Source organism: Bifidobacterium erythrocebi, assembly GCF_012932675.1.
In the GTDB taxonomy this organism is placed as follows: domain Bacteria; phylum Actinomycetota; class Actinomycetes; order Actinomycetales; family Bifidobacteriaceae; genus Bifidobacterium; species Bifidobacterium erythrocebi.
This window is the reverse complement of record NZ_JAAIIF010000003.1, coordinates 1-24,602: the sequence shown is the minus strand read 5'-3', so window position 1 is coordinate 24,602 and position 24,602 is coordinate 1. Positions and strand designations below refer to the sequence as shown.

The following is a 24,602-nucleotide window of genomic DNA, read 5'->3' as shown; positions in this document are numbered from 1 at the left end:
GGAAGATCTTCCGCGCCGACTCGCCTTGCAGGTATCACCGCACGCACTCCACCTTGAACGACTCCTCATAGGTGATGCGGGTGGCCGTCACACGCTTCACGGCGGGCAAGGATTGCAGGTATGACGCTTCCTTCAACGTGAACAGGCTATGTGCTGTCGCCATGATCCAACCCTTTCAGGTTTTCCGGGGAGTGCACACGGCCGGCATCGAAATGCCGTGATTTCGCCGAAAACATACGTTTCAGCCGGTCTCGCGCCAGACGCACGGCCTTCCCGGAAAGGTACTCAATTATGGTTACAACAAATTCGAACGACAATTTACGCAGACATATTTACTCCAAGGGGATGTCGCATTGGCACGATGAATACGATGCCATGGGATTTTTGCAAAAATCTTCACAATTGCCTTCATCCGCCGTCATCCGTTCCATCGTCTTCATACCGATCGCCCGGTGCGGCGAGCGCTATTCGCGCCTTGCCTTGACCACGATCAGCACCGGCAGGGCGATCGCGGCCGCGGCCATCACCGCCAGCACCACGGGCATCGCGTCCACGCCGGTTCTGGCGATGTTCCCGTTGGTTGCGGCATGCCCGCCACCCGTATTGGTGATGGTCAGGTCGGTGCCGTTGCGATCGATGGCCACCGTATAGCCGTCCGGCACGGAGGTTTCCACCGCGGTCCAGTCGTGGTCGCCGCTCAGACCGGTCCAGCTGTGCTTCCACCCGCCGGCTGCGGTCAGGGCGACGGTGCCCGCCGGCGTACCGTCCTTGAGCAGGGTCACGGTGATGGATGATGGACGCGAGCGCGCGTCGTCCTTGTTCCAGACCTTGCGCACGCTGAGCCGCGTGGTCTTCGGCGCATGCGGCGCGGGGACGCAATCGTTCTTGGCCTGCACCGTGACCTCGGAGACGAGGTTCCCGCTGTCGTTGAACGGCAATGACACCAGGCTTGCCGAGGCACCGCAGCGGACCTGCGTATCGGCGTAGCGGTCGAACATGATGAGGTACAGCCCCTTGCCCAGCCCACCGAAGGATGCGCCGGAATCGTAGATGACGCCGTTGCGCGTCGGCTCGATATTCCGCGCCTTGGCGTACGCGCCGAGGGTGGTGGCCGCGGTCTGGAATGCGGAGGCATCGGGGTGCCCGCCTGCAGTCGATGCCGCAAGCTGGCCCATCAGGCCGTCCCAGTCGTAGTCCACGCCGGAGAAGGCGCCGGTGAGGCTGAACGTTCCTTTGCCGTTCCAATCGGCCACGCGGTACAGGCTCACCGTGGCCCCGACGACGTTGTTGCCCTGGTAGCGGTATTCCAACGTGATACGACCGTCGGCTGCATTCCCGGCTGCATCACCATTCGCGGTCGTTTCGGCCGCGAAAGCGGTTCCTGCTGCCGGAGCCCCAAGAAACAGGCCCGCGCATGCGGCAAGGCAGACGGCAACGGCCGCAAGGTGCTTCCGGAATCGGGCCCATGCCGAGATGCCCGTACCGACCGCCATGTTATGTCCCTTAGTCAGTTTCATCGTCCGATCACCTCGCTATCGTCGGCCGCCCTGCGCGTTTTGACGGTGTTCGCCACGGCAAGTCCCAGGCAGGCCGCCGCCGCCAGCAGCGCGCCTCCGGCCATGATGCCGTTCACGCCTTCACCGCCGGTCGCGGGCAGCATCGGCGTCTCCCTCTTGTCCGTGAAGTAGAGGATGCCGTTGTTCTGCACGAACCGTATATCCTTCGTGTCCGCAGGGTACAGTTCGGGGTATTTGCCCGTGGTTTCCGGAACAATCACGAAATACAGCGGCTTGGTGTTCACCGTCCATCCGCTCGGCGCCTGGGTCTCGACCAGCTTGTATGCGCGGTTGTAGGTCAGGTTCGCGGCACCGTACCCGGAAAGCTTGCCGTCCGCACCGCTGACGATGCTGCCGGACAGCTTCTCCCACGTGCCGTCGGACGTATAGCCGTACAGATCGAATGTCGCGCCGGGGATGAATTCGGATTCGTTCTCCTCGTTCACCTTGTAGACGGACAGGCCGATGGTGTACGAGGTGGCGGAATGCTTCTTGATGGCGGTCTGGATGCCGTTGCGCTTGGCGACCCGTCCGAAGACGGTGGCGCTGTTATCCACTACGAGCTGTGCGCCGACCGATTTGCCCGAATACTCGTAGGTGTACGAGATCAGGTAGCCCTTGCAGTTGGCCAGTTCGAAGCTCAGCTGCTCCTTGTATGCCGTGGGATCGCTGTGGTCGCTGGTGTAGGTCTGCGTATACGACTGGGGGTCGAGCGCCACGCACTTCGAGCGGTCGTACCGGGTGCATCCCGGCCCGATCTCATACACCTTCGCGCTGCCGGGGACCAGTCGCATCACCATGTCCTGGCTGTTGCTCGCATTGTTCCACGCGCCGTAGTGGCTGTAGGTGGCCTCGTCCTTGACCGTGAAAGTCACGGGGACGCAGGTGTCACCCGTTTTGGCGTCCGTTGCGGTGAGGCACCGGGCTTCCGGGTTGACGGTCAGCGTGTAGGTGATGCGGTTGTTGTCCTGCTCAGCCTGACCATCCTTGGCGATCAGATCGGCCATGGCGTCCGAGTAGACGTTCTGCTGCTGGTCGGCGGATTTCGAGTGCTCCTGGCCACCGTTGGTGTAGCGGATGGTCGCGGTGTTGTCGTAATCGTGCTGCACCAGCAGTTCTTCGGGGAACTGTGTCTCGTTGATGACCGCCCGGACCTCGACGTTCAGTGTCGCGGTGCCGATGGCCTTCACCAAAGCATCCGGCAGATCGATGGTGATGGTCTGCTGGCTCTCGTCGCTGCCGATGCTCGCCTTGAGCTGGTAGGTCCTGCCGCCGAAGGCAAGGGATGCCGTGCCGGAATTCCCATTGAAGCTGAAATCCTGCAGGCTCAATGTGCCGTCCGATTCGCCGTCCTTCAGCACGCCGACGCCCAGTCCGTTGACCGTTTTCGTGCCGGTGGAATTGTCGAAGTACACCGACTGCGCGCCATCAAGCAAGGTCAGGCCCTTCGGCAGCTGATCGACGATGCTCACGCCCGTGGAACCGGTGCTGATCCTTGTCTTGATGCGCCACGACAGCACGCGCCGCTTGGCGCCGTTGGCATCCGTGTAGTAGGGAACGTCGCCCAGCTTGTACTCGCGCTTGTCGGTGGGCATGTCCCACGAATGGCCGTACGTATCGTTCAGCTTGGAGATCTCGGTGTCCTTGACCGGCTTGTAGCACATCGTGCCCGTGGCCTGCAGCGAGCCCAGCTTGATCGTATTCGAATACCCGTAGCCGCCCTGGTAGATCCAATCAGCGAGGTTCTTGTTCGGCAGCGTGGCGCGGGAACGGTACTGGAAGCGCGCCACGGTTCCCTTGGGAATCGTCTTGTTCGAGGTGACGGTGAACCCGCCATCCGTGACCGAGACCGTCAGATCGTCGGCCTTCATGGCCACGCCGGCATCGGAGAACGCGCTCAGCACGGCTTCCTTCAGTTCCTGCTTGGAGGAGAGCATGGTCTGCTTGGCACCGTACCAGCCTTCGGTGCTGTCGCTCAACGTGTCGGTGAACGTCCACGGGCCGGTGATGTCGGAGGCGTTGGCTTCGATTTTCGCGGTCCACAGATAGTCCACGGTCGTGCCGGTCTCGCTGCCGGGAACGGTCTGACCGGTTTTCTCCAAGGCGTTGGAGCCTTCGCCCGGCACGCTCACCTCGCCGGTGGAGGCGCATGTGCCGGAACATGATCCGGCCTGCCCGCCGGGAGGGGTGATGAACGCCTTGTTGGTCTCGTTCTTGTACTGGCCGTCGAAGCGAGTGGAGTACGTGATCGTATAGCGTGCGGACGTGTTCGTGTCTTTGGCGTTCGTGCCGAAGGTGTACGGCAGCGTCGTCTTGAAGGAGGTTCCGTCCGACGTGGTGATGGTCACCTTGCCGTCGTTGCCGGCCATGCTCATGCCGTTGCCCAGCACGTCCGTCAGCGTCCAGCCGTTGACATCCATGCCGGCCGAGTTGACCGTGATGGTCCAGGTGCGGTTGCCGTCCGCGTCGAGTTCGCCGGCGGTTTTACTGATGTCCGGCTTGGTGCTGTCGAAGGTCACGTTCGCTTTGGCGCTGTCCTGATAGTCGTTGCCGGACGAGGCGGTCGCCGTGTTGTTGCCGGAGATGTCGGCGGTCTTCGAGAAATCCTCGAACGTCGTGGTGTAGGTGATGACGTACCGTTGCCCGCTTGCCATCTTGGGCAGTGTCAGGCTGAAGTCGGAGGCGCCTTCCTGCGGCTTGGAGACCGCGACCTCGTTGCCGTTCGCATCGACGACCTTGAAGGAGTCTATATCGGCAAGAACCTGACCGTGCCCGCCGTTTCCGGTCATGACATCGTTCAGGGTCACGTCCTACGGAGTGCCGTAGCTGCTATCGACCACGACGGAATAGACGACCTTGCCGGTCGACCTGTCCTGACTGACGACGCTTTTGCTGACGTTCAGATCGTACTTGCGCTTCTGGTGGACGGTGATGGTCTGCCCGCTGCCGATGGGCAGCTGGAAATCCTCGTATTCGTTGTTTTCCGTCATCTGCGCGGAGCCCTCGAACGAGAGGCTGCCGTCGATGCTTTCGCCGTCACCGCCCTTGTCGGTCGGCCAGTTCTTTCGCGCGAATTCGGGGTAATAGTCGATGGTGATGGTGCCGTCGGTGCCGATCGTGTAGGTGCCTACCGGCTCGCCGCCTTCGAACACGCGTCCGGAAAGCTTGCTTTCGATGCTGATGTTCTTGCCGAGCGAATAGCTCATCGAGGTCGTCGGGTTGCCGTCGGCGTCCACCAGGCCGCCGGATGGGATGTGCCAGGCCATATCGAAGTCGATGGAAGCGCCTTGCGTCAGCGTCGCGCCGTCCTTCAGCTCGACCCATTCGCCCTTCTCGTTCTTGTACTGGAGCCGCACGCCGGTGATCCATTCCGTCATGTCCGCAGGCGCGGCACCGGTCTCGCTGGCCTGGGCGCTATGGTTCATAACGCCACCTGCCGCAGCTACTACGGATACGACGATGGAGCACGCCGCCACAACGGCGACGAGTCCCCGCCAGACATGGTTCTGCAAGGCGAATCGCACTTTGCGCATTTGGGGAGGCTACCTTTCGGCATTGCACAGAAAAAATGTTCACAATTACGTTTTGGGAACAATAGTTTTCCGACCTTGTGGGCAAAGCCCCCTATAGCGCCTCCAACACCCCCGAAAAATTGAAAAAGCCCGGAATTCCAATGCATACCGAACCCCCGCCGTTGGGGGTTACGATCATGTGACAGCCGTATTGCACCGGTTCCGCCACAGCGGCGCGCATGACACATATGTCAGAAATCGTGACAACGATAGCAGCCGAAAACCCTGAGTCTTCAGCACCATCGATGAAGCGATTAATTCCGAATGTTGCATACAACAGTACCACTTTGTTCCTCGGACGAACAAAAAAGTGTCCATAATTGTTGACGACATTCGCCGGAAAACGTTTTCAGAGCGACACGCCGTAGCCACGCCGAGCCCCTATCGCAATCACGTCACAACGCAAAACGCCACCCACTGTCGTGGGTGGCGTCATGATTCCAGCCCGGCACCGCCGGACCGGCACTATTCGTTACTCGAAATCGGCCCCAAGCGCCTCAAGCTTGCCGCGGAAGTCCGCATAGCCGCGGTCGATCAGGCTGATGCCCTGCACGTTGGACGGCCCCTTGGCGGCCAGTGCGGCGATGAGGTGGCTGAATCCACCACGCAGATCCGGCACGTCGATATCGCGACCGGTCAGCGGCGTCGGTCCGAAGATCACTGCGGAATGCTTGTAGTTACGCTGCTGGAAGCGGCACGGCAGGGAGCCAAGGCATTCGCGGTACAGCTGCACCGTGGCACCCATCTGCACCAGCGGCTTGGTGAAGCCGAAACGATTCTCGTATACGGTCTCGTGCACGATCGACAGACCCTTGGCCTGGGTGAGCGCCACCACGAGCGGCTGTTGCCAGTCGGTCATGAAGCCGGGGTGCACGTCCGTCTCGATGGCCACCGGGTGCAGATCGCCGCCCGGATGCCAGAAACGGATGCCGTTGTCGGTGATGTCGAATTCGCCGCCGACCTTGCGGAACACGTTGAGGAAGGTCATCATCTCCGGCTGGGTGGCACCCTTGACGAAGATGTCGCCGTGCGTGGCCAGTGCGGCGGAAGCCCAGCTGGCGGCCTCGATGCGATCGGTGAGCGAGGTGTGCGTGTAGCCCTTGAGCTCCTTGACGCCCTCGATGCGGAACGTACGGTCCACGTCGACGGAGATCACGGCGCCCATCTTCTGCAGCACCGCGACCAGATCCATGATCTCCGGTTCGGTGGCCGCACCGGACAGCTCGGTCTTGCCTTCGGCCAGCACGGCCGCGAGCAGCGTCTGCTCGGTGGCGCCCACGGAGGGGTACGGCAGATGGATCTTGGCACCATGCAGGCCATGGGGTGCGGTGATGTGGATGCCGTCGCGATGCTCCTTGTTCACATCGGCGCCGAGCTTGCGCAGCGTCTCCAGATGGAAGTCGATCGGACGGCCGCCGATATTGCAGCCACCCAGCGCGGGGATGAACGCCTCGCCCAGGCGGTGCAGCAGCGGGCCGGAGAACAGGATCGGGATGCGCGACGAACCGGAAAGCGTGTCCACATCGGCCACGTCGGCAAGATTGACGTTGGAGGCGTCGATGGTCACCGTGCCCTTGTCGCCGTCGAATGCGACGTCAACGCCATGCAGTCGCAGCAGGTCGGAGACCACGTAGACGTCACGGATCTCCGGTACGTTCTTCAGCACGCTTACGCCCGGCGCAAGCAGCGCGGCGACCATCGCCTTGCTGACGAAATTCTTCGCGCCACGCACCTTAATCGTGCCATTCAGCGGGCGTCCGCCCTCGACGTGCAGCACGTCATTCTTTTTCTCAGCCACGGATCAACCTCTCTTGCGTTTGCAGTGACTCCACAAATACTGTTGTCAAGTTTGCCATATGTCATGTGAGTACGTCGTGAAATACACCGAACTCATCTGCTCTGAGCGCAACACCCCAGTCTACATCGCAGGCAGGAGTTCAAAACGGGCACAGGCCAAGGGCTCACGCCCACCCGGCCAACCTGTTCAGACCGTACCCAGCAGACCGCCGAACAGCACGATCAGCAGCGCGCACACCTCGAACGCGAAGAACAGGATGAACGAGGCCCAGCTGCGCGTCAGCACGTTCAATGGCGAATCCTTCTTGATCACCACCAGCAGGCCGACCCATACCACGGCGAATACGGCCACGGCGAACCCGGCGGAGATGATGCCGAGATTCGCGGCGTTCGCAATGGCGCAGGACTTGCCGTACACCACGTAGGTGGAATACCAGAAGTCGAAGCGCAGCAATGCCAGGCCTGCGATCAGCTGTTCGCCCGCGAGCGCTATGGCGAACAGGATGCGCCACAACCAATGCGTGGAATCGACCACCGCCAGCCCCAGGCAGGTGAGCGCGGCCAGCGTGACCGTCCATGAGACGAAGGCCATGCCCTGCGGGTTGAGGATGTTGAAATGGTCGGTCACCCATGCGGTGTGATTCACTGCAAGCATGCGGCCGAGCCAATACGGCACCACGATGGCGATGAGCACGCCGATGCTGTATACGACCCAGCGCACGGGGTGCGATTTGCTGCGTTCGATGTCCGCAAGGGAAAGCTCTGTGTCGGGAATGGTGGGGTCGGGATGCTTCGACACTTCGACCGTTTCGAGCTTGCCGCCGACGATCTCCCTCGCCTCGTTGTCCGAATGGTCCGATTGGTCCGACTGATCCGAACGGGTGGTTTCGGCATATGCGCTTGCATTGCGCGTGGTTTCGTCCATGACGCCCCCGAGAATCTCGTGTTGCTTGATGTTGCTCAAGCCTGGTGTTTCTTTCAGCATAATAATGGTTTCGGCTGGGCGCACGCGCTTCCGTGGATCGGCGCAAGCATGCGCCGCGCGGCAGGCGGCCGCCCCAAAACAACGAAACCCACCGATTGCGGTGGGTTCCAGTGGAGCGGATGACGGGAATCGAACCCGCGTAATCAGTTTGGAAGACTGAGGCTCTACCATTGAGCTACATCCGCGCTGCCTTGCAACTGTACCATATAGTGTGGCAAGACGTGTGCCATTATACACAAGGATTGGGCAGTACGCCCACATCGGCGGTGCGAATGGTGTGCACGGCACCGTCCGAAGTGCGCAAATCCAGTGAGGCGTCGGCGTTCAGGGCCACCGCCTCACCTTCCATTTCACTGCCGTCGACGAAGTGCGCCACGGCGTGGCGGCCCAACGTATAGCAGATTCGTTCCGTTTCGTCGCGCAATGCGTGCGCCTCCGTTTCGGGGTTGGATTCGAAGCGGTGCAACCGCCGTTGCAGGGATTCGGCGATGCCCGCCGCGATGCTGTCGCGCAGTTCCTCGGCTTCGGGCAGCGGCGCGTAGTGGAGTTGCAGCGATGTGGCCTGCGGCGTGGGCAGGCGGTCGGCGGCGATGGCGAGGTTCAGGCCGATGCCGAAGATGATAGCGATGCGATCGCCACCCGCCTGCGCACGCTCCGCCAAAGGCGCCATTTCGGACAGGATGCCGCCGAGCTTATGGTCGCCTATAAAAATATCGTTGGGCCATTTGAGCATGCAGCCGCTTTCACCGTCGACCGGTTCGGCACCGCATTGCCGGACGGCTCCCCGCAATCCGTCGATGGCGGCAAGACCGGCAATCATCTGCAGCCAGCCGTTGACCGAGCCGTCCGTGGCCAGCCCGCGCGGCACCGACACCACGAAGGTGACGGCGAAGGATTCGCCCGGTCTGCTCACCCACGTGTGGTCGAGTCTGCCGCGACCGGCGCTCTGCGTATCGGCGGCAATTACCGCGATCGAGCCGCAACCTGGGTGCAGCGTGCCGTCGAGCAGCAATCTACGGGCCTCCACATTGGTCGAATCGATGGTGCGATATGCGAAGACGCGATCGGCCACGCGTTCGGTGCGCGGCATGCGCGGCTTGGTCTGCTCGCGTTCGCTGTTTGACTTGCCGCTTGGGGCCTGTACGGTGTTTTCGCTCATATCATCCGTCTCTTTCGTTCTGATCAGCTGTGCTTCGACATCCGTCGACTGCGGTTCAGCCGTCCACACGCAGTATGGCCACGGCCGACGCGACGGGCCCATCATGGGACAGCGACACGTGGAACACCGGCTTGGGCCGCCCGTCACCTTCCGCATCCGTCAGGCCAAGGGACCGGCACACCGCCCGCAGAACGCCCGCGGACGGCGCAACCCGTGGGCAACCCCTGGAATCATCCAGAATCTCCACTTCGCGCCACGGGAAATCATCAAGCGTGTACGGGTACGCTCCGGCAACGGAGCCCCCCTCCCCCGCATTCGCGCCCTGCGAACCGTGCGGCAACTGCGCGATCGCCTCGCACCACGCCTTCATCACCGCCTCCTTGCCGGCCCAGCGAGCGGCAAGATGCACGGATTCGTCATCATGCTTCAGCCGAGCGCGCTGGGTGTACTGATGCAGCTCACGGGCCGAGAACAGGCCGCGCATGCGCGTTCCCGGCTCGGCCATCTGCTCCGCAAACGCGTTGATATCGACCACATCGTGCCCTAGGCCCATCAGCATCATCGTTTTCACCCCGTTCACTTGTTCAGGCGTTGCGTCTGTACAATCTGCGCGTTGCGCATAACGCGCATCCACACAACAAAAATACGCTGCGGGTGCCCGAATCGTTGGGAATCGGGCACCCGCAGCGTGCCATTCATCACTGTTCGGCGCTATTCAGCGCCGACCGCCACCGGCCGTCGCCGCCGAAACGGCGAGGCCGGCAGGGGCGCTCAGGCCTCGAAATAGCCGGAAGCGCCGAGTCGCGCGTTCGGATCGAGCAGCATGGCCTTCTCCACCTCGTGCGAGTCGTAGCCGCGCTTGTCCTCATGGAAGCGACGGTTGTCGATCGGCTCGTACAGGGCGGCACGGCCCATCATGCCCTCCTCAAGGCGACGCTGACCGGCAGCCAGGCGAGCGTTGGCACGTTCACGCCATTCGTTCAGCGCCTCGGTGCCGGCGGTGTTGGCCACGGACGCCTCGAACGCGCCCGGGTTCACGATCGCGGCGAAACCGGAGACATGGCCGAAGCCGAGCGACGTGGCCAGACCCGCCTTGACGGAGCCGACGTGCAGCGGCTTGCGCAGCCAGACCATATGGTCGTCGCGCGCAAGCTTCGGGTCCACGCAGTCGAGGGCCGCGTTCGCCGGAATCACGCCGGACTTGAACAGCTGGGTCAGGCCGTTGACCTGGAAGATGCAGGCACCGCCCTTGGCGTGGCCGGTGAGCGTCTTCTGCGAGATCACGAACAGCGGGTTGCCGTCGGTGCGGCCGATGGCGTGGGCCAGCGTGTTGTGCAGTTCGGATTCGTTCGGATCGTTGGCGTTGGTGGACGTGTCGTGCTTGGAGACCACGGCGATGTCATCCGGCGTGACGCCGAGCTTGGCGAGGTCGTGCACGAGCTTGGAGTCCTTGCCGCCCATGCCCGCTGCGAGCGCCCCCAGTCCCGGAGCCGGGATGGAGGTGTGCGCGCCGTCCGCATAGGAGTGGACGAATCCGACCACGCCGGCGACCGGCAGGCCGAGCTTCAGCGCGATATCGCCACGGGTCAGCAGGATGGTGCCGCCGCCCTGAGACTCGACGAAGCCGCCACGGCGACGGTCGTTTGCACGGGAGAAGAAGCGCGCGTCGATGCCCTTGGCGTACATCTCCTCGGAGTTGGCGGTGGCGTTCATGTTGCCGAAGCCTATCACGGATTCCACGCCGATGTCGTCGATCGCGCCGGTGACCACGAAGTCGGCCTTGCCCAGTGCGATCTTGTCGGCGCCCTCTTCGAGGGAGACGGCCGCGGTGGCGCAGGCGGAGACCGGCTGGATCATGTTGCCGTAGCCGCCGATATAGGACTGCATCACGTGCGCCGCGACGACGTTCGGCAGGGCTTCCTGCAGGATGTCGGTCGGGATCTCGTGGTTGAGGAAGCGGTCAAGGTACAGCTTGCGCATGGAGGACATGCCGCCGAAACCGGTGCCCTGGGTGGAGGCGACCATGGACGGGTGCACCGCCTGCAGGATCTCCACCGGGGTGAAGCCCGCGGACAGGTAGGCATCCACCGTGGTGACGATGTTCCACAGGGCGATCTTGTCGACGTCGCCGACCATGGAGGCGGGGATGCCCCACTTGACCGGGTCGAAGCCCTTCGGGAACTGGCCACCGACGGTACGGGTCATGGTCGCGCGGCGAGGCACGCGGATCATGGAGCCGGCGTGGCGGGTCACGTTCCATTCGCCGGACTCGTTGTCCGCGGCGATGGTGGTGTGGGACTCGTCGAGCTTGACGTATTCCTCGGCGATCTCGCGGGTCGGCACGGAGAAGGTCACGTCGTGGTCCAGGAAGACCTCGGCTTCCTCCTCGTCGGCGCCGTCCTTGTAGTCGTTGCCCATGCCCTCTTCGAACGGACGGATGCCGGAGCGTGCCACGACCTCGTCGTGGTAGCGTTCGGCGATGTCCTCTTCGGGCACCAGGTTGCCGTCGGTGTCGTACCAGCCCGGCTTCGGGCTGTCGTTCCACGTGAGCAGACCCATGTTCCAGGCCAGTTCGAGCACCGCGCCAGCGGACAGGTCGACCTTGCCGTCGGAGTGGATGCCCAGCTCGGCCTCGAAACGGGTACGACCGGAGCCCCACGGGCCCAGCTCGCCGACGGAGACGATCACGATCTCGTCCTCCGGGCGTGCGGTGACGTTCTTCCAATCGGACAGGTCGACCGGGGCCTGCTGCGGGACGTGCGGGCTCGGCAGCGCCTTGATGAGCGCGCCGGTCTGCTTCGTCTCGTCGGTCTCGGACGAATCGTCGGCGGCCTTGGCGGCCTTCTCGGCGTCGGCCATGGCTTCGGCGCGCAGCGCCTTGATGTCGATCGGCTCGGAGCCCAGTCCGCCGGTCAGATCCACGTCGAGCGGAGCCTTGACGGCGGCCTCGCGGGATTCGCGGGTGGCCAGGTCAAGCAGCTTCACCGCGATCTCCGCGGTGGAGTAGGTCTTCAGACCATGGCGTTCCACGACCTCGACCAGCGGGTCGTTGCCGCCCATCAGGCCGGTGCCACGCACCCAGCCGATCTTCGGGTGGGCGAAGGTCACACGGCTGGACCACACCTTTTCGGCGCGGGCGCGGTTGACGATCGCATCGAAGGAGCTCTTCACCTCGCCGTAGGCGCCGTCACCGCCGAAGATGCCGCGGTTCGGGGAGCCCGGCAGGATCACGTGCAGCTTGTGCTGGACGTCCGTATCGGCGCCGATCTTCGCCAGACCGGTAATCGCGCGTTCCACGCCCCACAGCATGAGTCGCGCCTGGGATTCGAACAGTTCGCCCGAATCGGCCAGGGTGCCGTGCACCGGCGGGGCCGCGAACGGGAAGAACAGGCTCGGTTCGTAGGCGGGCTTCAGGATCGTGGTGGTCGCGCCGGAGGTCTTCTTCTGCACGTTGCCGACCCAGTCCACCAAAGCGTCCACATCGCGGTAGCTGGAGAGGTTCGCCGGCACAAGCCACAGCTTGGCGTCGCCCGTCGCATGCTCGCGGTAGGTCTGCTTGGCCCATGCCTTCACGCTCGGTTTGAAGCTGTGCGAGGTGGCGACGACGGTCGCGCCGCCGGCAAGCAGGCCATTGACCACCTGCGCGGCGATGGAGTTCGGGGCCACGCCTGTCACCACGGCCACGTCGCCAGCGAAACGACTGCTCGAGGCGTCTTCGGAAGCGGATTCCAAAGCTTCGGCGGACACGCGCTGGAAGGCGGCCTTCAGCTCGGCGTCGTCGGTCTTGTCTGCGTACCACTTGGCTTCGGCCGCAACCGCCTTACCCAGACCGACGAAGCTGCCGGAGAGCACGGATGCGTTGCCATCGTAGTAGGCGCGGGCAAGATCCTCACGGGCGGATGCCCAGCGATCGTCGAACAGGATGGCCTTGCGGGCGTCGAAGCGCGGTTCGACCTGCTTCGGCCAGTCGGAGCCAAGCTCGGCCTCGACGGCGGCGACCACAGCGGCGTTCTCATCGGCACCGTCCTCGGGTGCCGGAGCGGCGACGCCGAGCTGGTTCAGCACGAACTTCGCAGTGGATGCGAGCACGCCATCGGCACCGGTGACCTTGGCAGCGAAGGCGTCGAGCGCAGCGGAATCGACCACTGCGCCACCGGCGGCACCACCGGCGCTCGGCATGGCCACGGCCACGCCCTTATCGGAGGCGACCTTCTGTACGGCCGCATCGATCAGGGCGTTCGCGGCAGCGGCGTTGGAGGCGGCGTCGGTGGGCAGCGACGCAAGGTCACCGCCACGGGAGCTGGCACCGTCACGGGTTTCGAGCACCAGAGCGGCGACCACGTGGGAGGCCCAGCCTTCGCCGAGCTGCCAGGTGTCGGTCACGCGCTTGGTGATCTGGCCCAGCTTCACGCCGGCGGCACCGAACAGGCCACGCACACGATCGCGCACGATGTCGGAAAGCACCGGGCCGAAGGCCTTGTAGTTCGGGGCGACCTTGTTCACCAGGACGCTCAGCGCGCTCACGGTCGCTTCGGCGGCACCGTCGACGGAGGCCACACCCAGCTCGGAGCTGATGTCCATGAGCAGCTGGTTACGGCGAGAGGAGACGCCGTTGGTGAGGGTGTCGGTGGTGTCGGAATCGCCGATCTGGTCAGGACGTACCTTGGCGGAGTAGGCCAGCAGCATGGCGATGGCGTCGGACGCCTTGAACGGGATGTCCGCGACGGCGGCACCGGACGGCGCGCCAGCCGGGGCCTCGGGAACGGCCGGAGCCGCAGAAGCTTGGGCGGTCGGGGTCGGAGCCGCGGCCTGCGCCACCGGAGCAGCGGCGGCCGGAGCGCTCTGCTCGACCGGCTCGTCATCAACTTCCGGAACCAGCGAATCGGAATCGGTCATGTACACACGGCCCTCGTCACGACCGACGTTGTACACGGTCACGTCGCGGCCGGCGAACTGCGGCAGACGCAGGGTCTTGGCACCGAGGTTGGCCAGCGTCGGCGCGTTGCCGAGACCGACCTCCACGTATTCCTCGACGCCGAGGCCGCCCTGTTCGGCGGAACCGAACAGCAGCGCCTGGGTTTCGATCCAGCGCACCGGGGAGGCGAACTGCCAGCTCAGCAGTTCGGTGAGCAGCAGTCGGCCGAGCTTCTGGTCGTCCTCGGCGTAGGAGTCCCACACCTTCGGATCGTCCAACGCGGCCTTGATGCGCTCGGAAGGCACCACTTCAAGGATCTTGGCGGCGAATTCCTTGGTCATCTCGAACGGCACCGCGACCAGGTTCGGAATGTAGCGTCCGACCAGGCGGCCACGGTAGTCGATGTACTGCGGCAGCAGGGCGTCGAGCTTGTCGCGGAACTCCGGCACGCCCTTGCGCAGCAGCGTGGAGTGGAACGGCACGTCGATGCCCGGCACCAGCATGAACGCCGGCTTGCCGCCGTATTCGGCGACGCGGCGGGCGGAATCGGCCTTCAGCGCCTTCAGACCGGCGATGGTGCCGGCGACGGCGTACTGCTGACCGGCCAGGTTGTAGTTCACGATCTGCAGGAACTCGCCGGAGGCCTTGGACACGGACTCGACGTACTCGCGCACGCCGTCGTCGCCCACACCGAACTGGTTCGGGCGCAGGGCGCCCATGCGGTAGTTGGAACGGCCCTTCTCATCACGCGGAATGAGGTGATGCATGGTGGAACCGCGGTGGAACACGAGCTCAAGCACGGTTTCCAGCGGAATCACGCCGGCGAAGGAGCTCAGCGCGTTGTATTCGCCCAGCGAATGGCCCGCGAAGTACGCCGGCCAGATGTCGGCGCCGGCCTCGCGCAGACGTGCGGTCTGAGCGAATGCCACGGTGGCGAGCGCCACCTGGGTGAACTGGGTGAGGTTGAGCAGGCCTTCCGGGTGACGGTAGGTCACGCCGTTGGCGGTCAGTTCCTTCGGGTTGTCGCGCACGACGGCGAGGATCGAGAATCCGAGCTTCTCACGGGTGAGCTTGTCGGCGCGTTCCCACACGTCGCGGGCGGCCGGGGACTTGGCGCGTTCGTCGAGCACCATGCCCTGCTTCTGGATGCCCTGACCCGGGTAGACGAAGGCGGACTTCGGCGCACGCACGATGGCGGTGGCGCGGGAGACGATGTTGCCGTCGATGCGGCTGGTCACTTCGAGCACCATGCCGGCGTGTGCCACGCGGCCGACGCGTTCGATGGAGATCTCCACCTCGTCGTCGAGCTGCACCATGCCGTACATGTTGTAGGTCCAGCCTGCGATCTCGTAGTGCGCGCCCTTCTCGTCGAGCGCCTGCACGGCGTACTGGGCGGTGGCGGACAGCCACATGCCGTGGACCAGCGGAGCGGCCAGGCCGGAGACGGCGGCACCACGGTGGGAGGTGTGGATCGGGTTGAAGTCGCCGGAGGTGCGGGCGAAGGCGGTCATCTCGTGCGGCGCGGTGACCGTGACGCGGCGCAGCATGCGGCGCGGCGTGTTTTCGATGTCGGCCGTGATGCCGCCGTAGTCGGGGGCCTCGGGCGGCAGTGCGTCGGAGTAGGCGCGGCCACGGATGGCGAAGCGTTCGGTCTCGTTGGCGAGCACGGTGCCGTCGGCAGCGGCGTGGGTCACGTGGATGGTGACGACGCGGCCGGAGGCGGATTCGAAGTAGTCCTCGGCCCAGCTGGTGAGCTGGATGGTCTCGCCGGTGTGCTTGAGCAGTTCGTCCTCGCTCACCTCAAGTTCGATGAGGTGGTCGAGATGCACGGCGTTGAGCAGGCCTTCGATGACGGGGAATCCGTTGACGTACACGGAGCCGAGTGCTGCGTAGATCGCCGGCCAGGCCGGTCCGACGAGCGCGTCCGGCGCGATGCGGGACGGCACGAGGTCGCTCGGCAGGGCGCCGCCGGTGGCGGCCTCATGGTCGAAGCCGAGGTTGGCGGACAGCGTGTAGCTGGCGTGGGCGATGCCGAACGGGTATGCGGTCTTGTCGTCGGCCGCTTCGATCTGCGGCATCGCGGTGAGCTTGTCACCGGTGATGGCGGTGTTGCCGATGCCTGCGGTGTCGGCGAGCATGCGATACACGTGTTCCGGCAGGCGGTCGCGGTCCACTACCGGGAACAGGCCGGATTCGGCACCGTCAACGTTCAGCGGAATGACAATGTCACGCACGGCGTGCTTGGACTTGCCGCCGTCCGGATCGTTGTCCCAGTAGGTGTCCAGGTGGATGTCGAGATCGTACTGCTCGACACTGCCCTTGGTGCCGACCTTGCGGATCTCGTAGTGTTCGTCGCCGTTGGCGGTGCCGAACGCCGGGTTCGCCATCAGGTGGCCGACCCACGAGATGTTCGGGGACTTGCGAATGAATTCCTCGGCGGATGCGGCGGCACCCAATTCGGCGAAGGCGGCCTTGTCGGCGGCCGGCGAATCGGCGGAGACGCGCTTGACCATCGCCTGCTCGAAACGGCCGAGAATATCCGCCACCGGCTCATCGATGGTCGTGATGCCGGCCACGGAGATCGGGCCGGGGATGATGCGCACGGAATCGGCGGAATAGCGGGAGTCCTCGGACTGCCACAGCTGATCCTGGCCCCACCAACGCAGCAGGTCGTTGTCGATGACCGGTACGAACGGCATCGGCTTGGGGTACTCGCGCACGAGCACCGGGAACCATGCCTCGTCCATCGGGGTCACCTTCAGCTCGGCGGCCTGCGGGTAGGCGGCCTGCAGCTTGGCGATGGCGGCGTTCGGATCGGATTCCACGTCGGCGCGGGAGGCGAACAGCGATTCGAATTCGCCGCTCTCCTGCTTGGTCACACGGGCTTCGATGCGCTGCAGCAGGTGCAGGAAACGGTCGGCGTAGGTCTCGTCGACCCACGGGAAGGCGAGGTCGGCGAAGCGCTGGGCCCACTCAAGGTAGGTCATGGTCTTCAGGTCGCCGAAGTACGGCTTGGCGGTGGCGTTGAGCGCCTCGATGATCTCATCGCGGCGGCTTTCCAGCTCCTCCGGGTGCTTCATCACGCGCACCAGCAGGCGGCCGCAACGGGCGGAGGCGTTCTCCAGCTCGTAGATGTCGGCATGCAGGTGGCTCAGGCCGGAGGTGACGCCGCCCTTGGCCTGGCCGGACGGCACCCACTGCTCGCCGAGCGGGGCGAACGGATCGGCGTTCGGGTCCTTGGCGGGGATGCCGGGGGTGTTCACCAGCATCTGCTTGACTTCGGGGCTGGTGTGGGCTTCCTTGGCGGTCATGACGGCGGTGCCGATGAGCACGCCGTCGACGGGCATGAGCGGACGGCCGTATTCCTTCGACCATTCGCCGGTGATGTAGTCGGCACCGCGTTCCGGCGTGCCGATGCCGCCGCCGGCCACGAGCACCAGGTTGGGCTGTTCGCGCACTTCGGCGTAGGTGCTCAGCAGCAGATCGTCCAGAGCCTCCCAGGAGTGATGGCCGCCGGCGGAGCCGCCTTCGACCTCGATGAGCACCTTGGTGGGTGCCACGGCCTTGGCGATGCGCACGACCTGACGGATCTGGTCGACGGTGCCCGGCTTGAAGCTCACGTACGGGAAGCCGTCCGCGTTGAGCGTGTGGATGAGTTCGACGGCCTCGTCGAGTTCGGGGATGCCTGCGGAGACGACCACGCCGTCGATCGGCGTGCCGCTGGCACGCTTCTTCGGCACGATGCGCTGGCCGCCGAATTGCAGGTTCCACAGATAGCGGTCCATGAACATGGCGTTGAACTCGACGGTGCGGCCCTCTTCCAGCTCTTCCTCAAGCTTGGCCACATGGCGGTCGAACACCTCGGCGGTCACCTGGCCGCCGCCGGCAAGCTCGGCCCAATAGCCGGCGTTGGCGGCCGCGGCCACGATCTCCGGTTCCACGGTGGTCGGCGTCATGCCGGCCAGCAGCACCGGGGCCTTACCGGTGAGTTCGGTGAACGCGGTGCGTACCTTGTCGCCCGCGGAGGTGTGGATGATGCTCGGCGCGAAGCGCGTCCAGTTCTGGGTGCGTTCCGGCGAGGTCTCCAGTGTGGAGAGCTCGGCGCGATCGGCCACGGTGGAGGCTTCCACCACGCCGACGCCGGTGCCCTGCGCCACGGTGGAGAACAGCTTGCCGACGGTGGTGCCCGGGCCGAAGTCCAGCACCCACAGCGTGCTCGGATCGGTGGAGTTCATCAGCGCACGCACACGCGCAGCCCAATCCACATGGTTGAGCAGCACTTCGGCGGCGAGCTCGCGGGCGTGGGAGGCGTCGATATCGCAGGCCTCGGCCCATGAAACAGTCTGTGAAACAGCGTCGGCCATAAGCGGGCTGTGGAACGGCAGCGTCACATCAAGGTATTCGAGCACCGGGTCGAACACACGGCCGCCGCGCACCTTCTCCTCGCGCAGCTTGGCCTGATGCTTGTGCTCCTTGGCCACTTCCACGCCGAACGCCGCCAGATCCTCCGGGTAGCCGGACAGCACGTAGTGGGTGGCGGAATTGGTGACGGCCACGGCGATCGGGCCGCGTGCGCCGTCCACACGTTCGATCAGCGCGTCCACCTGCGCACGCGTGATGTCCTTGACGGACAGCATCGGGGTCGCGTCCCCATGACGAGCGGCCAGGCCGAGCTGACGGGCCTGACGGGTGCCGGCCACGCCGATCAGCGTCGCGATGGCAAGGATCTCGTCGATCTTCGATGCGGCGGCCTCCACATTGCCGGCCTCACGAATGGCCTGCACCATGTGCACGGCAAGAATGCCCTGGGAGTGGCCGAGCACGGCCACCGGCTTGGCTTCGGCTGGCTTGTAGCCGAGCTCTTCGGCGTCGATCAGCGCACCCAGCTGGGAAAGCGCGATGCCCGGCACGCTGGCCGCGGCGTTGGCGGCGGCGCCAAGCTTGGCCGGGTTCGGGGTGAAGCCGAACAGGTCGACGGGACGTCCGGTGGTGGCCAGCAGGTCGGCGCTTACCGGATACAGCAGGTTCTGCGCGCTGCGCATGTGCTCGTGCAGACGCTCATCGAGCACGGGGTTCGCCGTCTCATCGGCGAGCGCCACCGGCCATGGGGTGGATTGGCCTGCGAAGGCGAGCGCATGCGGCTCGCTGGCGAGGCGGTTGAGGAAGAAGGGGTTGCTCATGGTGTTTCCTTACTTGTATTCCAAAATTCTCAAGTCGTGGTGCGGAGCGTTGCCGCGCGGCGGAAGATCGGCCTGCGGCAGGTGCCCGTCCGGTCATTGCGGTTGGTTGCCGTGATGCTTTTCCGTACGACGCACGTGCGTCTTGTTGGCGAGCAGTTTCAGCGAGCTCACGATGGATTCGCGTGTCTGTTCCGGATCGATCATCGCGTCGATGGCTCCGAGTTCGAGGGCCAGGTTCGCGTTGACGGTGCTTTTCTCGTATTCGTCGATGTACTTGGCGCGCAGCGCCTCCACGTCCTGCCCGGCGGCCTTCGCCTTGTTCAGGTCGTGGCGGTGGATGATGTTCACCGCGCCGGCGGCGCCCAGCACCGCGATCTGCGAGTTGGGCCACGCGAAGTTCATGTCCGCGCCGATCGACTTCGAGCCCATCACGATGTACGCGCCGCCGAACGCCTTGCGCAGGGTGACGGTGATCATCGGCACCTGCGCGTTGGCGTAGGCGTAGATCACCTTCGCGCCGCGACGGATGATGCCGGCGTGCTCCTGGTCGGAGCCGGGCTTGTAGCCGGGGGTGTCCACCAGCGTGATGATGGGCAGGTTGAACGCGTCGCACAACCGCACGAAACGCGCCACCTTTTCCGAAGCGTCCACATCGAGGATGCCGGCGTTCACGGCCGGCTGGTTGGCGACGATGCCGACGGGCTTGCCGTCCATGCAGGCGAATCCGACGATCGACGATGCGCCGAACAGCTCGTGCACCTGCACGAACTCGCCGTAATCGGTGATGCAGCGGATCACGTCGAGCATGTCGTAGGGCTGGCGGTCGTTGTCCGGCACGATGCCGGCAAGCCGCTTGGCCACATCGCGTTCGGCACGGGTCGGCGCATACGCGTATACGGGCGGCTTCTGCCCGGCGTTGGACGGCAGGTAGGCGAGCACGGTGCGCGCATAGTCGATGGCGTCCGATTCGCCGTCCGCCAGGTAGTGCGCCACCCCGGACACGGTGCTGTGCACTTCGCCGCCGCCGAGATCATCCATGGAGATCGTCTCGCCGGTGGCGGCCTTCACCACATCCGGCCCGGTGACGAACATGTTCGAGTTCTCACGGGTCATGATGATGAGGTCGGTCAGGGCCGGACAGTACACGGCACCGCCGGCGCAGGGGCCGAGAATCAGGCTGATCTGCGGCACGAAACCGCTGGCACGGCAGGTGCGGCGGAAGATCTCGCCGTACTGGTTCAGCGCGGCCACGCCTTCCTGGATGCGCGCGCCGCCGGAGTCCACGATGGCGACGATCGGGATCTTCAGATCCAGCGCCATGTCCATCAGATGGCAGATCTTGCGGCCTTCCTCCGCGCCCAGCGTGCCGCCCTTCACGGAGAAGTCCTGCGCGTATACGGCGACCTTGCGTCCGTAGACCTCGCCGAAGCCGGTGATGACGGCCGCGCCGGCGTTGCCGCCGTTGATGTCGCCGCCACGGAAGCGCCCGATCTCCTCGAAGGTACCGGTGTCGAACAGCAGATCGAGGCGTTCACGTGCGGTGTTCTTGTGCTTGGCGTGCTGCTTGGTGCGGGCACGTTCCTCGGCGTTGCGTGCCAATTCCGCCGCCTTGGCCACGGCCGGGCGCAACGGCTGCTTCGTCTGCGCGTGGGCGGCTGCGATTTCGAGAATATCGCTCACTGCTTGCCTCCCTTCACGTCCAGCGTCACCAAGGTGTCGCCGGCTTCCACGCCGTTCGCCGGGCCGACGAAAATCTTCTTCACGGTGCCGGCCGCCGGCGCGTACACGTAGTTCTCCATCTTCATGGATTCGAGCACGACGATGAGGTCTCCCTTGGCAACCTCCTGCCCTTCCGCCACGTTGATGCGGGTGACGACGGCCTGCATCGGGGACGCGATGATGCCGGACTTGGCGGCGTCGCCGTTATCGCCCTTGTTCTTCTCGCCGGCATGCTGCAGGGCACCGCCACGCAGGGGCTGGGTGATGCGCTTGGCGTCGCGCGCACGTGCCGAGCCGGTGAGGTTCTCTACGATGTCGAGCGGGACGGTGAGCTTGACGCGACGGTTGTTCACCTCGACGACGAAGCTTTCGGAACGGCCGGAATCAGACGGTTCGCCGCTCGCGGCACCGCTGACCGATGCGGGCTGGCCGGACTTCGCCGAAGCGGGCTCGCGGTTGAGGTAATGGCTCTCCAGCCACTTGGTGTGCACGGAGAACGGATGGCCGTGTTCCGCGGTGAAGTCATCGTTGCGGAAGATCTCCTTGAACAGCGGGATCGGCGTGGGCACGCCTTCGATCACCAGTTCGTCAAGCACTCGGCGCACACGTGCCACGGCGGTTTCGCGATCCTGTGCGGTGACGATGACCTTGCCCATCATCGAATCGAACTTGGGGGACACGGAATCGCCTTCGATCACGCCGGTATCGACGCGGACACCGGGGCCGGTGGGCCAGACGATGCGTTCCAGCGTGCCTGCGGCCGGGGTCAGGTTGGTGTTCGGGTCCTCGGAGGTGATGCGCAGCTCGAAGCTGTGGCCGCGCGGCGCAGGTGCCGGAGTCAGTTCGCCGCCATCGGCGATGACGAGCTGTTCGCGCACCAGGTCAAGGCCGCACACTTCCTCGGAAACGGTGTGCTCGACCTGCAGGCGCGGGTTGACCTCAAGGAAGTAGACCTTGCCCTGCTCGGTCACCATGAACTCGCAGGTGCCCAGCCCCACGTAATCCACGGTTTCGAAGAGCCTGCGGGAGTATTCGCCAAGCGTGTCGATGATGTCGTCGTTCAGGAACGGCGCCGGGGCCTCCTCCACGAGCTTCTGGTTGCGGCGCTGCAGCGAGCAGTCGCGGGTGGAGTACACGGTGAAGTTGCCGTGCGAGTCGCGTCCGCACTGCGTTTCGACGTGACGTGCGGCACGCACGAACTTCTCGATGAAGTACGCGTTGAGATCGCCGCCCTGCAGGGAATCATGGCTGGCGAAGAACCTGCGGAGCTCCTCGTCGTCGTTCACGACGGTGATGCCGTGTCCGCCGCCGCCATCGGTGCGCTTCATCATGATCGGATAGCCGTAGGTGTGCGCGAAGTCCAGCAGCTTGCGGATGCTGCTCACCGGTTCGGACAGGCCGGGAACGGGCGGAACCTTGGCGCGTGCCGCCACTCGGCGGGCGCTGATCTTGTCGCCCAGTTCGATCAGGGCGTCGGCGCTCGGACCGACCCAGATGGCACCGTTTTCGATGACCTTGCTTGCGAAGCTCGGCACCTCGGAGAGGAAACCGTACCCCGGATGCACGGCGTTCGCGCCGGTGCGGCGAAGGATATCGATCAGCACGTCCTCATTGAGGTAGGTATCTTTGTACGTATCGCCGCTCAGCAGGAACGCCTCGTCGGCGAGGTCGACATACTGCGATTCGCGATCCTGCTCGGAATATACGGCAACAGTGGCTATGCCCATCTCACGTGCGGTACGTACCACGCGCAGGGCGATCTCGCCACGGTTTGCAATCAGTAATTTTTTGACATTTGACGCCATAGTGTTAATTATTTACGCCCGTATGCACGGCAAAACAATCTTGCGCAACACAAAATCGATACGAACCTTTTGTGAGGATTTACAAACGTCACCGTAGGTAAACAGCCGTATCCTGTACTCGGAATTGACATATTCCCTTCATTTGTCACGCCTAGAAAGGCATCTCATGCGTAATACCTTTGCTTTGATTTCCGCACGCTGCGCCGCCTTGTCCCGCGGCCGGATCGGCACCGTGGCCAAGCCGGCGATGTTCGCCGTGCTGCTTTGGGCGGCCAGTGCGGCGGGCAGCATTCCGATTCCTGGCACCCCGGTTCCGATCACTCTGCAGACCTTCGTGGTGATGCTCGCCGGTCTGATGCTCACCTGGCGTCAGGCAGGGGCTGCGATCGCCATGTATCTTGCCGCCGGTGCGATCGGCCTGCCGGTGTTCGCCGGTGGCGCCTCCACCATGGCACTGGTCGGACCGAGCGCAGGCTTCCTCATCGGTTTTCTTCCCGCGGCCATGCTGACCGCAGCGCTGAAGGGCAAGGCCGATACCAGCACCCCTCTGCGCACGCTGATGACCGTCACACGGTACCTGTTCGCCGCGTTCGCCGGCTGCATCGTGCTTGATTACGCGCTTGGATTCATCGTCCAGTCCGCGCTTACCGGCCTCTCCATCAAGGTGGTCGCCATCGCCTCCATGGGCTTCGTCATCGGAGACATCATCAAGGTCTGCATCGCTTCCTTGGCCGCAACAGGACTGACGCGTCTCGACCGCTGATCTTCTTCGTTCTGATTCCATTCGGGCCGTCCAGAAACACCTGGGCGGCCTTTTGCATACGTAACGAGTTCAAGTATTCGCCGATACTGTCGTTTCCCGCCCCGGCACCGATGCCGCTTCTACTGTCCACAGCAATATCAAGGATCCTCGCAGCGTAGCGAGCAGCTTCGGCATCCAATTGCGTAACGCTGTTTTATGCCACCGTTAATGATTCGGGCGCAGCAACGAAGACATGCCCCTCTATACAACTCAAAATGGCCTTCAGAACGCCACTGTTCCACTCTCCTGGTATCTTCCCGTCTACCATGCTCAAGGCCCCTCATGGACCTTCGTACGCCTTCGTACGCAGTTCCCTCTGACACATACCCCTTTGGCACAACACGAGCCCCATTTCACACACAAACTGCGGCATGGGATGCCCGGAATAGACGGCACCCTCGAAACGTCCGTGTTCAATTCCTCCCCAAGGCTTTCCGTGGAGAACATACCATGTCCCTTTCCGACGCCTCCTGCTTCCTCTCATTGCCGTCTTCGTATATGGCCCCTCCCGTGCATGAGCCACGCCCTATGAGAAACGGGAAAGGAGCGTAAGGACCGGGACTGCGAGGAAAAACGGGATAAGGAGGGCCATTCCTGATGGGTTTCAGCGCCTCGCGCCGGTATCCGTCGTCGTAGCGTCTTCTTCGATCCTCACGCATACGAAAGAACCGCACCTCCGATCATCGAGTCTGAATTGCTTCAGCCCGACAATCGGGGTGCGGTCCAATATAAAAAATGGGGGGTTCCCGGAGCCTGTGCTCGACGGGAACCCCCCATGACGTATGAAGCGGCGACGCGCTACTCTCCCACACCCTCTCAGGTGCAGTACCATCGCCGTGCAAGGCCTTAGCTTCCGGGTTCGGAATGGGACCGGGCGTCTCACCTTGGCTATGGTCGCCGCAAACCTTTTCGACCGTCCCCGAACACGGTTCGGGGGGATCGGACCGTGACGGTCCGGGAACCGGACAATGGACGCGAAAACATTTCGTCTTGTGACGCAGATCGGACGCTCCCTGCCGAGGGAACAACCAAACAGGACGCAATACGGGCCACCACCCAAGCGGATGGTGAAAGTATGATTGCCTTTCCCCCGTTAGTACCGGTCAGCTCCA

Annotated in this window: 12 protein-coding genes, 1 tRNA gene and 1 rRNA gene; 1 reads left to right on the top strand and 13 read right to left on the bottom strand. The window is 64.1% G+C overall.

What is annotated here, in order from left to right; all coding sequences use genetic code 11:
• Positions 1 to 34: 34 nt before the first annotated feature.
• From G1C98_RS09415 to G1C98_RS00710, 12 genes are all read right to left on the bottom strand, one after another.
• Positions 35 to 163 carry a hypothetical protein gene (locus tag G1C98_RS09415; RefSeq protein WP_277347553.1) on the bottom strand — a complete coding sequence of 43 codons (129 nt, stop codon included), beginning with the start codon at positions 161 to 163 and terminating at the stop codon, positions 35 to 37.
• A gap of 301 nt (positions 164 to 464) precedes the next feature.
• Complete coding sequence (locus tag G1C98_RS00760) at positions 465 to 1,493, bottom strand: Cna B-type domain-containing protein (protein WP_169078319.1); 1,029 nt, start codon at positions 1,491 to 1,493, stop codon at positions 465 to 467.
• Positions 1,494 to 1,513: 20 nt separating this feature from the next.
• The gene (locus tag G1C98_RS00755) at positions 1,514 to 4,363 is read right to left on the bottom strand and encodes a SpaA isopeptide-forming pilin-related protein (RefSeq protein ID WP_169078317.1); all 2,850 of its coding nucleotides are present in this window, start codon (positions 4,361 to 4,363) and stop codon (positions 1,514 to 1,516) included.
• Positions 4,364 to 4,366: 3 nt separating this feature from the next.
• Positions 4,367 to 5,089, bottom strand: a complete 723-nt coding sequence (locus tag G1C98_RS00750) for a hypothetical protein (protein WP_169078315.1) — start codon at positions 5,087 to 5,089, stop codon at positions 4,367 to 4,369.
• Between the two features lie 511 nt (positions 5,090 to 5,600).
• Positions 5,601 to 6,926, bottom strand: coding sequence for a UDP-N-acetylglucosamine 1-carboxyvinyltransferase (murA, locus tag G1C98_RS00745; protein WP_169078313.1), 1,326 nt, complete (start codon positions 6,924 to 6,926; stop codon positions 5,601 to 5,603).
• Positions 6,927 to 7,112: 186 nt separating this feature from the next.
• On the bottom strand, positions 7,113 to 7,850 hold the full coding sequence (locus G1C98_RS00740; protein WP_205831824.1) for a hypothetical protein: 738 nt from the start codon (positions 7,848 to 7,850) through the stop codon (positions 7,113 to 7,115).
• Between the two features lie 171 nt (positions 7,851 to 8,021).
• Positions 8,022 to 8,095, bottom strand: a tRNA-Gly gene (locus tag G1C98_RS00735).
• Positions 8,096 to 8,139: 44 nt separating this feature from the next.
• Positions 8,140 to 9,000: a biotin--[acetyl-CoA-carboxylase] ligase gene (locus G1C98_RS00730; RefSeq protein ID WP_169078441.1), complete on the bottom strand. Its 861-nt coding sequence runs from the start codon at positions 8,998 to 9,000 to the stop codon at positions 8,140 to 8,142.
• A 124-nt stretch (positions 9,001 to 9,124) separates the two neighbouring features.
• Complete coding sequence (locus G1C98_RS00725) at positions 9,125 to 9,631, bottom strand: holo-ACP synthase (protein ID WP_169078439.1); 507 nt, start codon at positions 9,629 to 9,631, stop codon at positions 9,125 to 9,127.
• Between the two features lie 209 nt (positions 9,632 to 9,840).
• Entirely contained in the window at positions 9,841 to 19,164 is a 9,324-nt protein-coding gene (locus G1C98_RS00720) for a type I polyketide synthase (protein WP_169078311.1), read from the bottom strand.
• Positions 19,165 to 19,257: 93 nt separating this feature from the next.
• Positions 19,258 to 20,844: an acyl-CoA carboxylase subunit beta gene (locus G1C98_RS00715; RefSeq protein ID WP_169078309.1), complete on the bottom strand. Its 1,587-nt coding sequence runs from the start codon at positions 20,842 to 20,844 to the stop codon at positions 19,258 to 19,260.
• On the bottom strand, positions 20,841 to 22,688 hold the full coding sequence (locus G1C98_RS00710) for an ATP-binding protein (protein WP_169078307.1): 1,848 nt from the start codon (positions 22,686 to 22,688) through the stop codon (positions 20,841 to 20,843). The genes G1C98_RS00715 and G1C98_RS00710 overlap by 4 nt, the downstream gene beginning before the upstream one ends.
• Positions 22,689 to 22,854: 166 nt before the next feature.
• Between G1C98_RS00710 and G1C98_RS00705 the strand changes: the two genes are divergently transcribed.
• Positions 22,855 to 23,451, top strand: a complete 597-nt coding sequence (locus tag G1C98_RS00705; RefSeq protein WP_169078305.1) for a biotin transporter BioY — start codon at positions 22,855 to 22,857, stop codon at positions 23,449 to 23,451.
• Positions 23,452 to 24,275: 824 nt separating this feature from the next.
• Here G1C98_RS00705 and rrf read toward each other — a convergent pair.
• Positions 24,276 to 24,392: ribosomal RNA gene (gene rrf / locus G1C98_RS00700) — 5S ribosomal RNA — on the bottom strand.
• Between the last annotated feature and the right edge of the window lie 210 nt (positions 24,393 to 24,602).

Coding starts and splice junctions, on each gene's coding strand:
- G1C98_RS09415 (WP_277347553.1), bottom strand. CDS start 163: ATGGCGACAGCACATAGCCTGTTCACGTTGAAGGAAGCGTCATACCTG.
- G1C98_RS00760 (WP_169078319.1), bottom strand. CDS start 1,493: ATGGCGGTCGGTACGGGCATCTCGGCATGGGCCCGATTCCGGAAGCAC.
- G1C98_RS00750 (WP_169078315.1), bottom strand. CDS start 5,089: ATGCGCAAAGTGCGATTCGCCTTGCAGAACCATGTCTGGCGGGGACTC.
- G1C98_RS00740 (WP_205831824.1), bottom strand. CDS start 7,850: ATGGACGAAACCACGCGCAATGCAAGCGCATATGCCGAAACCACCCGT.
- G1C98_RS00730 (WP_169078441.1), bottom strand. CDS start 9,000: ATGCCGCGCACCGAACGCGTGGCCGATCGCGTCTTCGCATATCGCACC.
- G1C98_RS00725 (WP_169078439.1), bottom strand. CDS start 9,631: ATGATGCTGATGGGCCTAGGGCACGATGTGGTCGATATCAACGCGTTT.
- G1C98_RS00720 (WP_169078311.1), bottom strand. CDS start 19,164: ATGAGCAACCCCTTCTTCCTCAACCGCCTCGCCAGCGAGCCGCATGCG.
- G1C98_RS00710 (WP_169078307.1), bottom strand. CDS start 22,688: ATGGCGTCAAATGTCAAAAAATTACTGATTGCAAACCGTGGCGAGATC.
- G1C98_RS00705 (WP_169078305.1), top strand. CDS start 22,855: ATGCGTAATACCTTTGCTTTGATTTCCGCACGCTGCGCCGCCTTGTCC.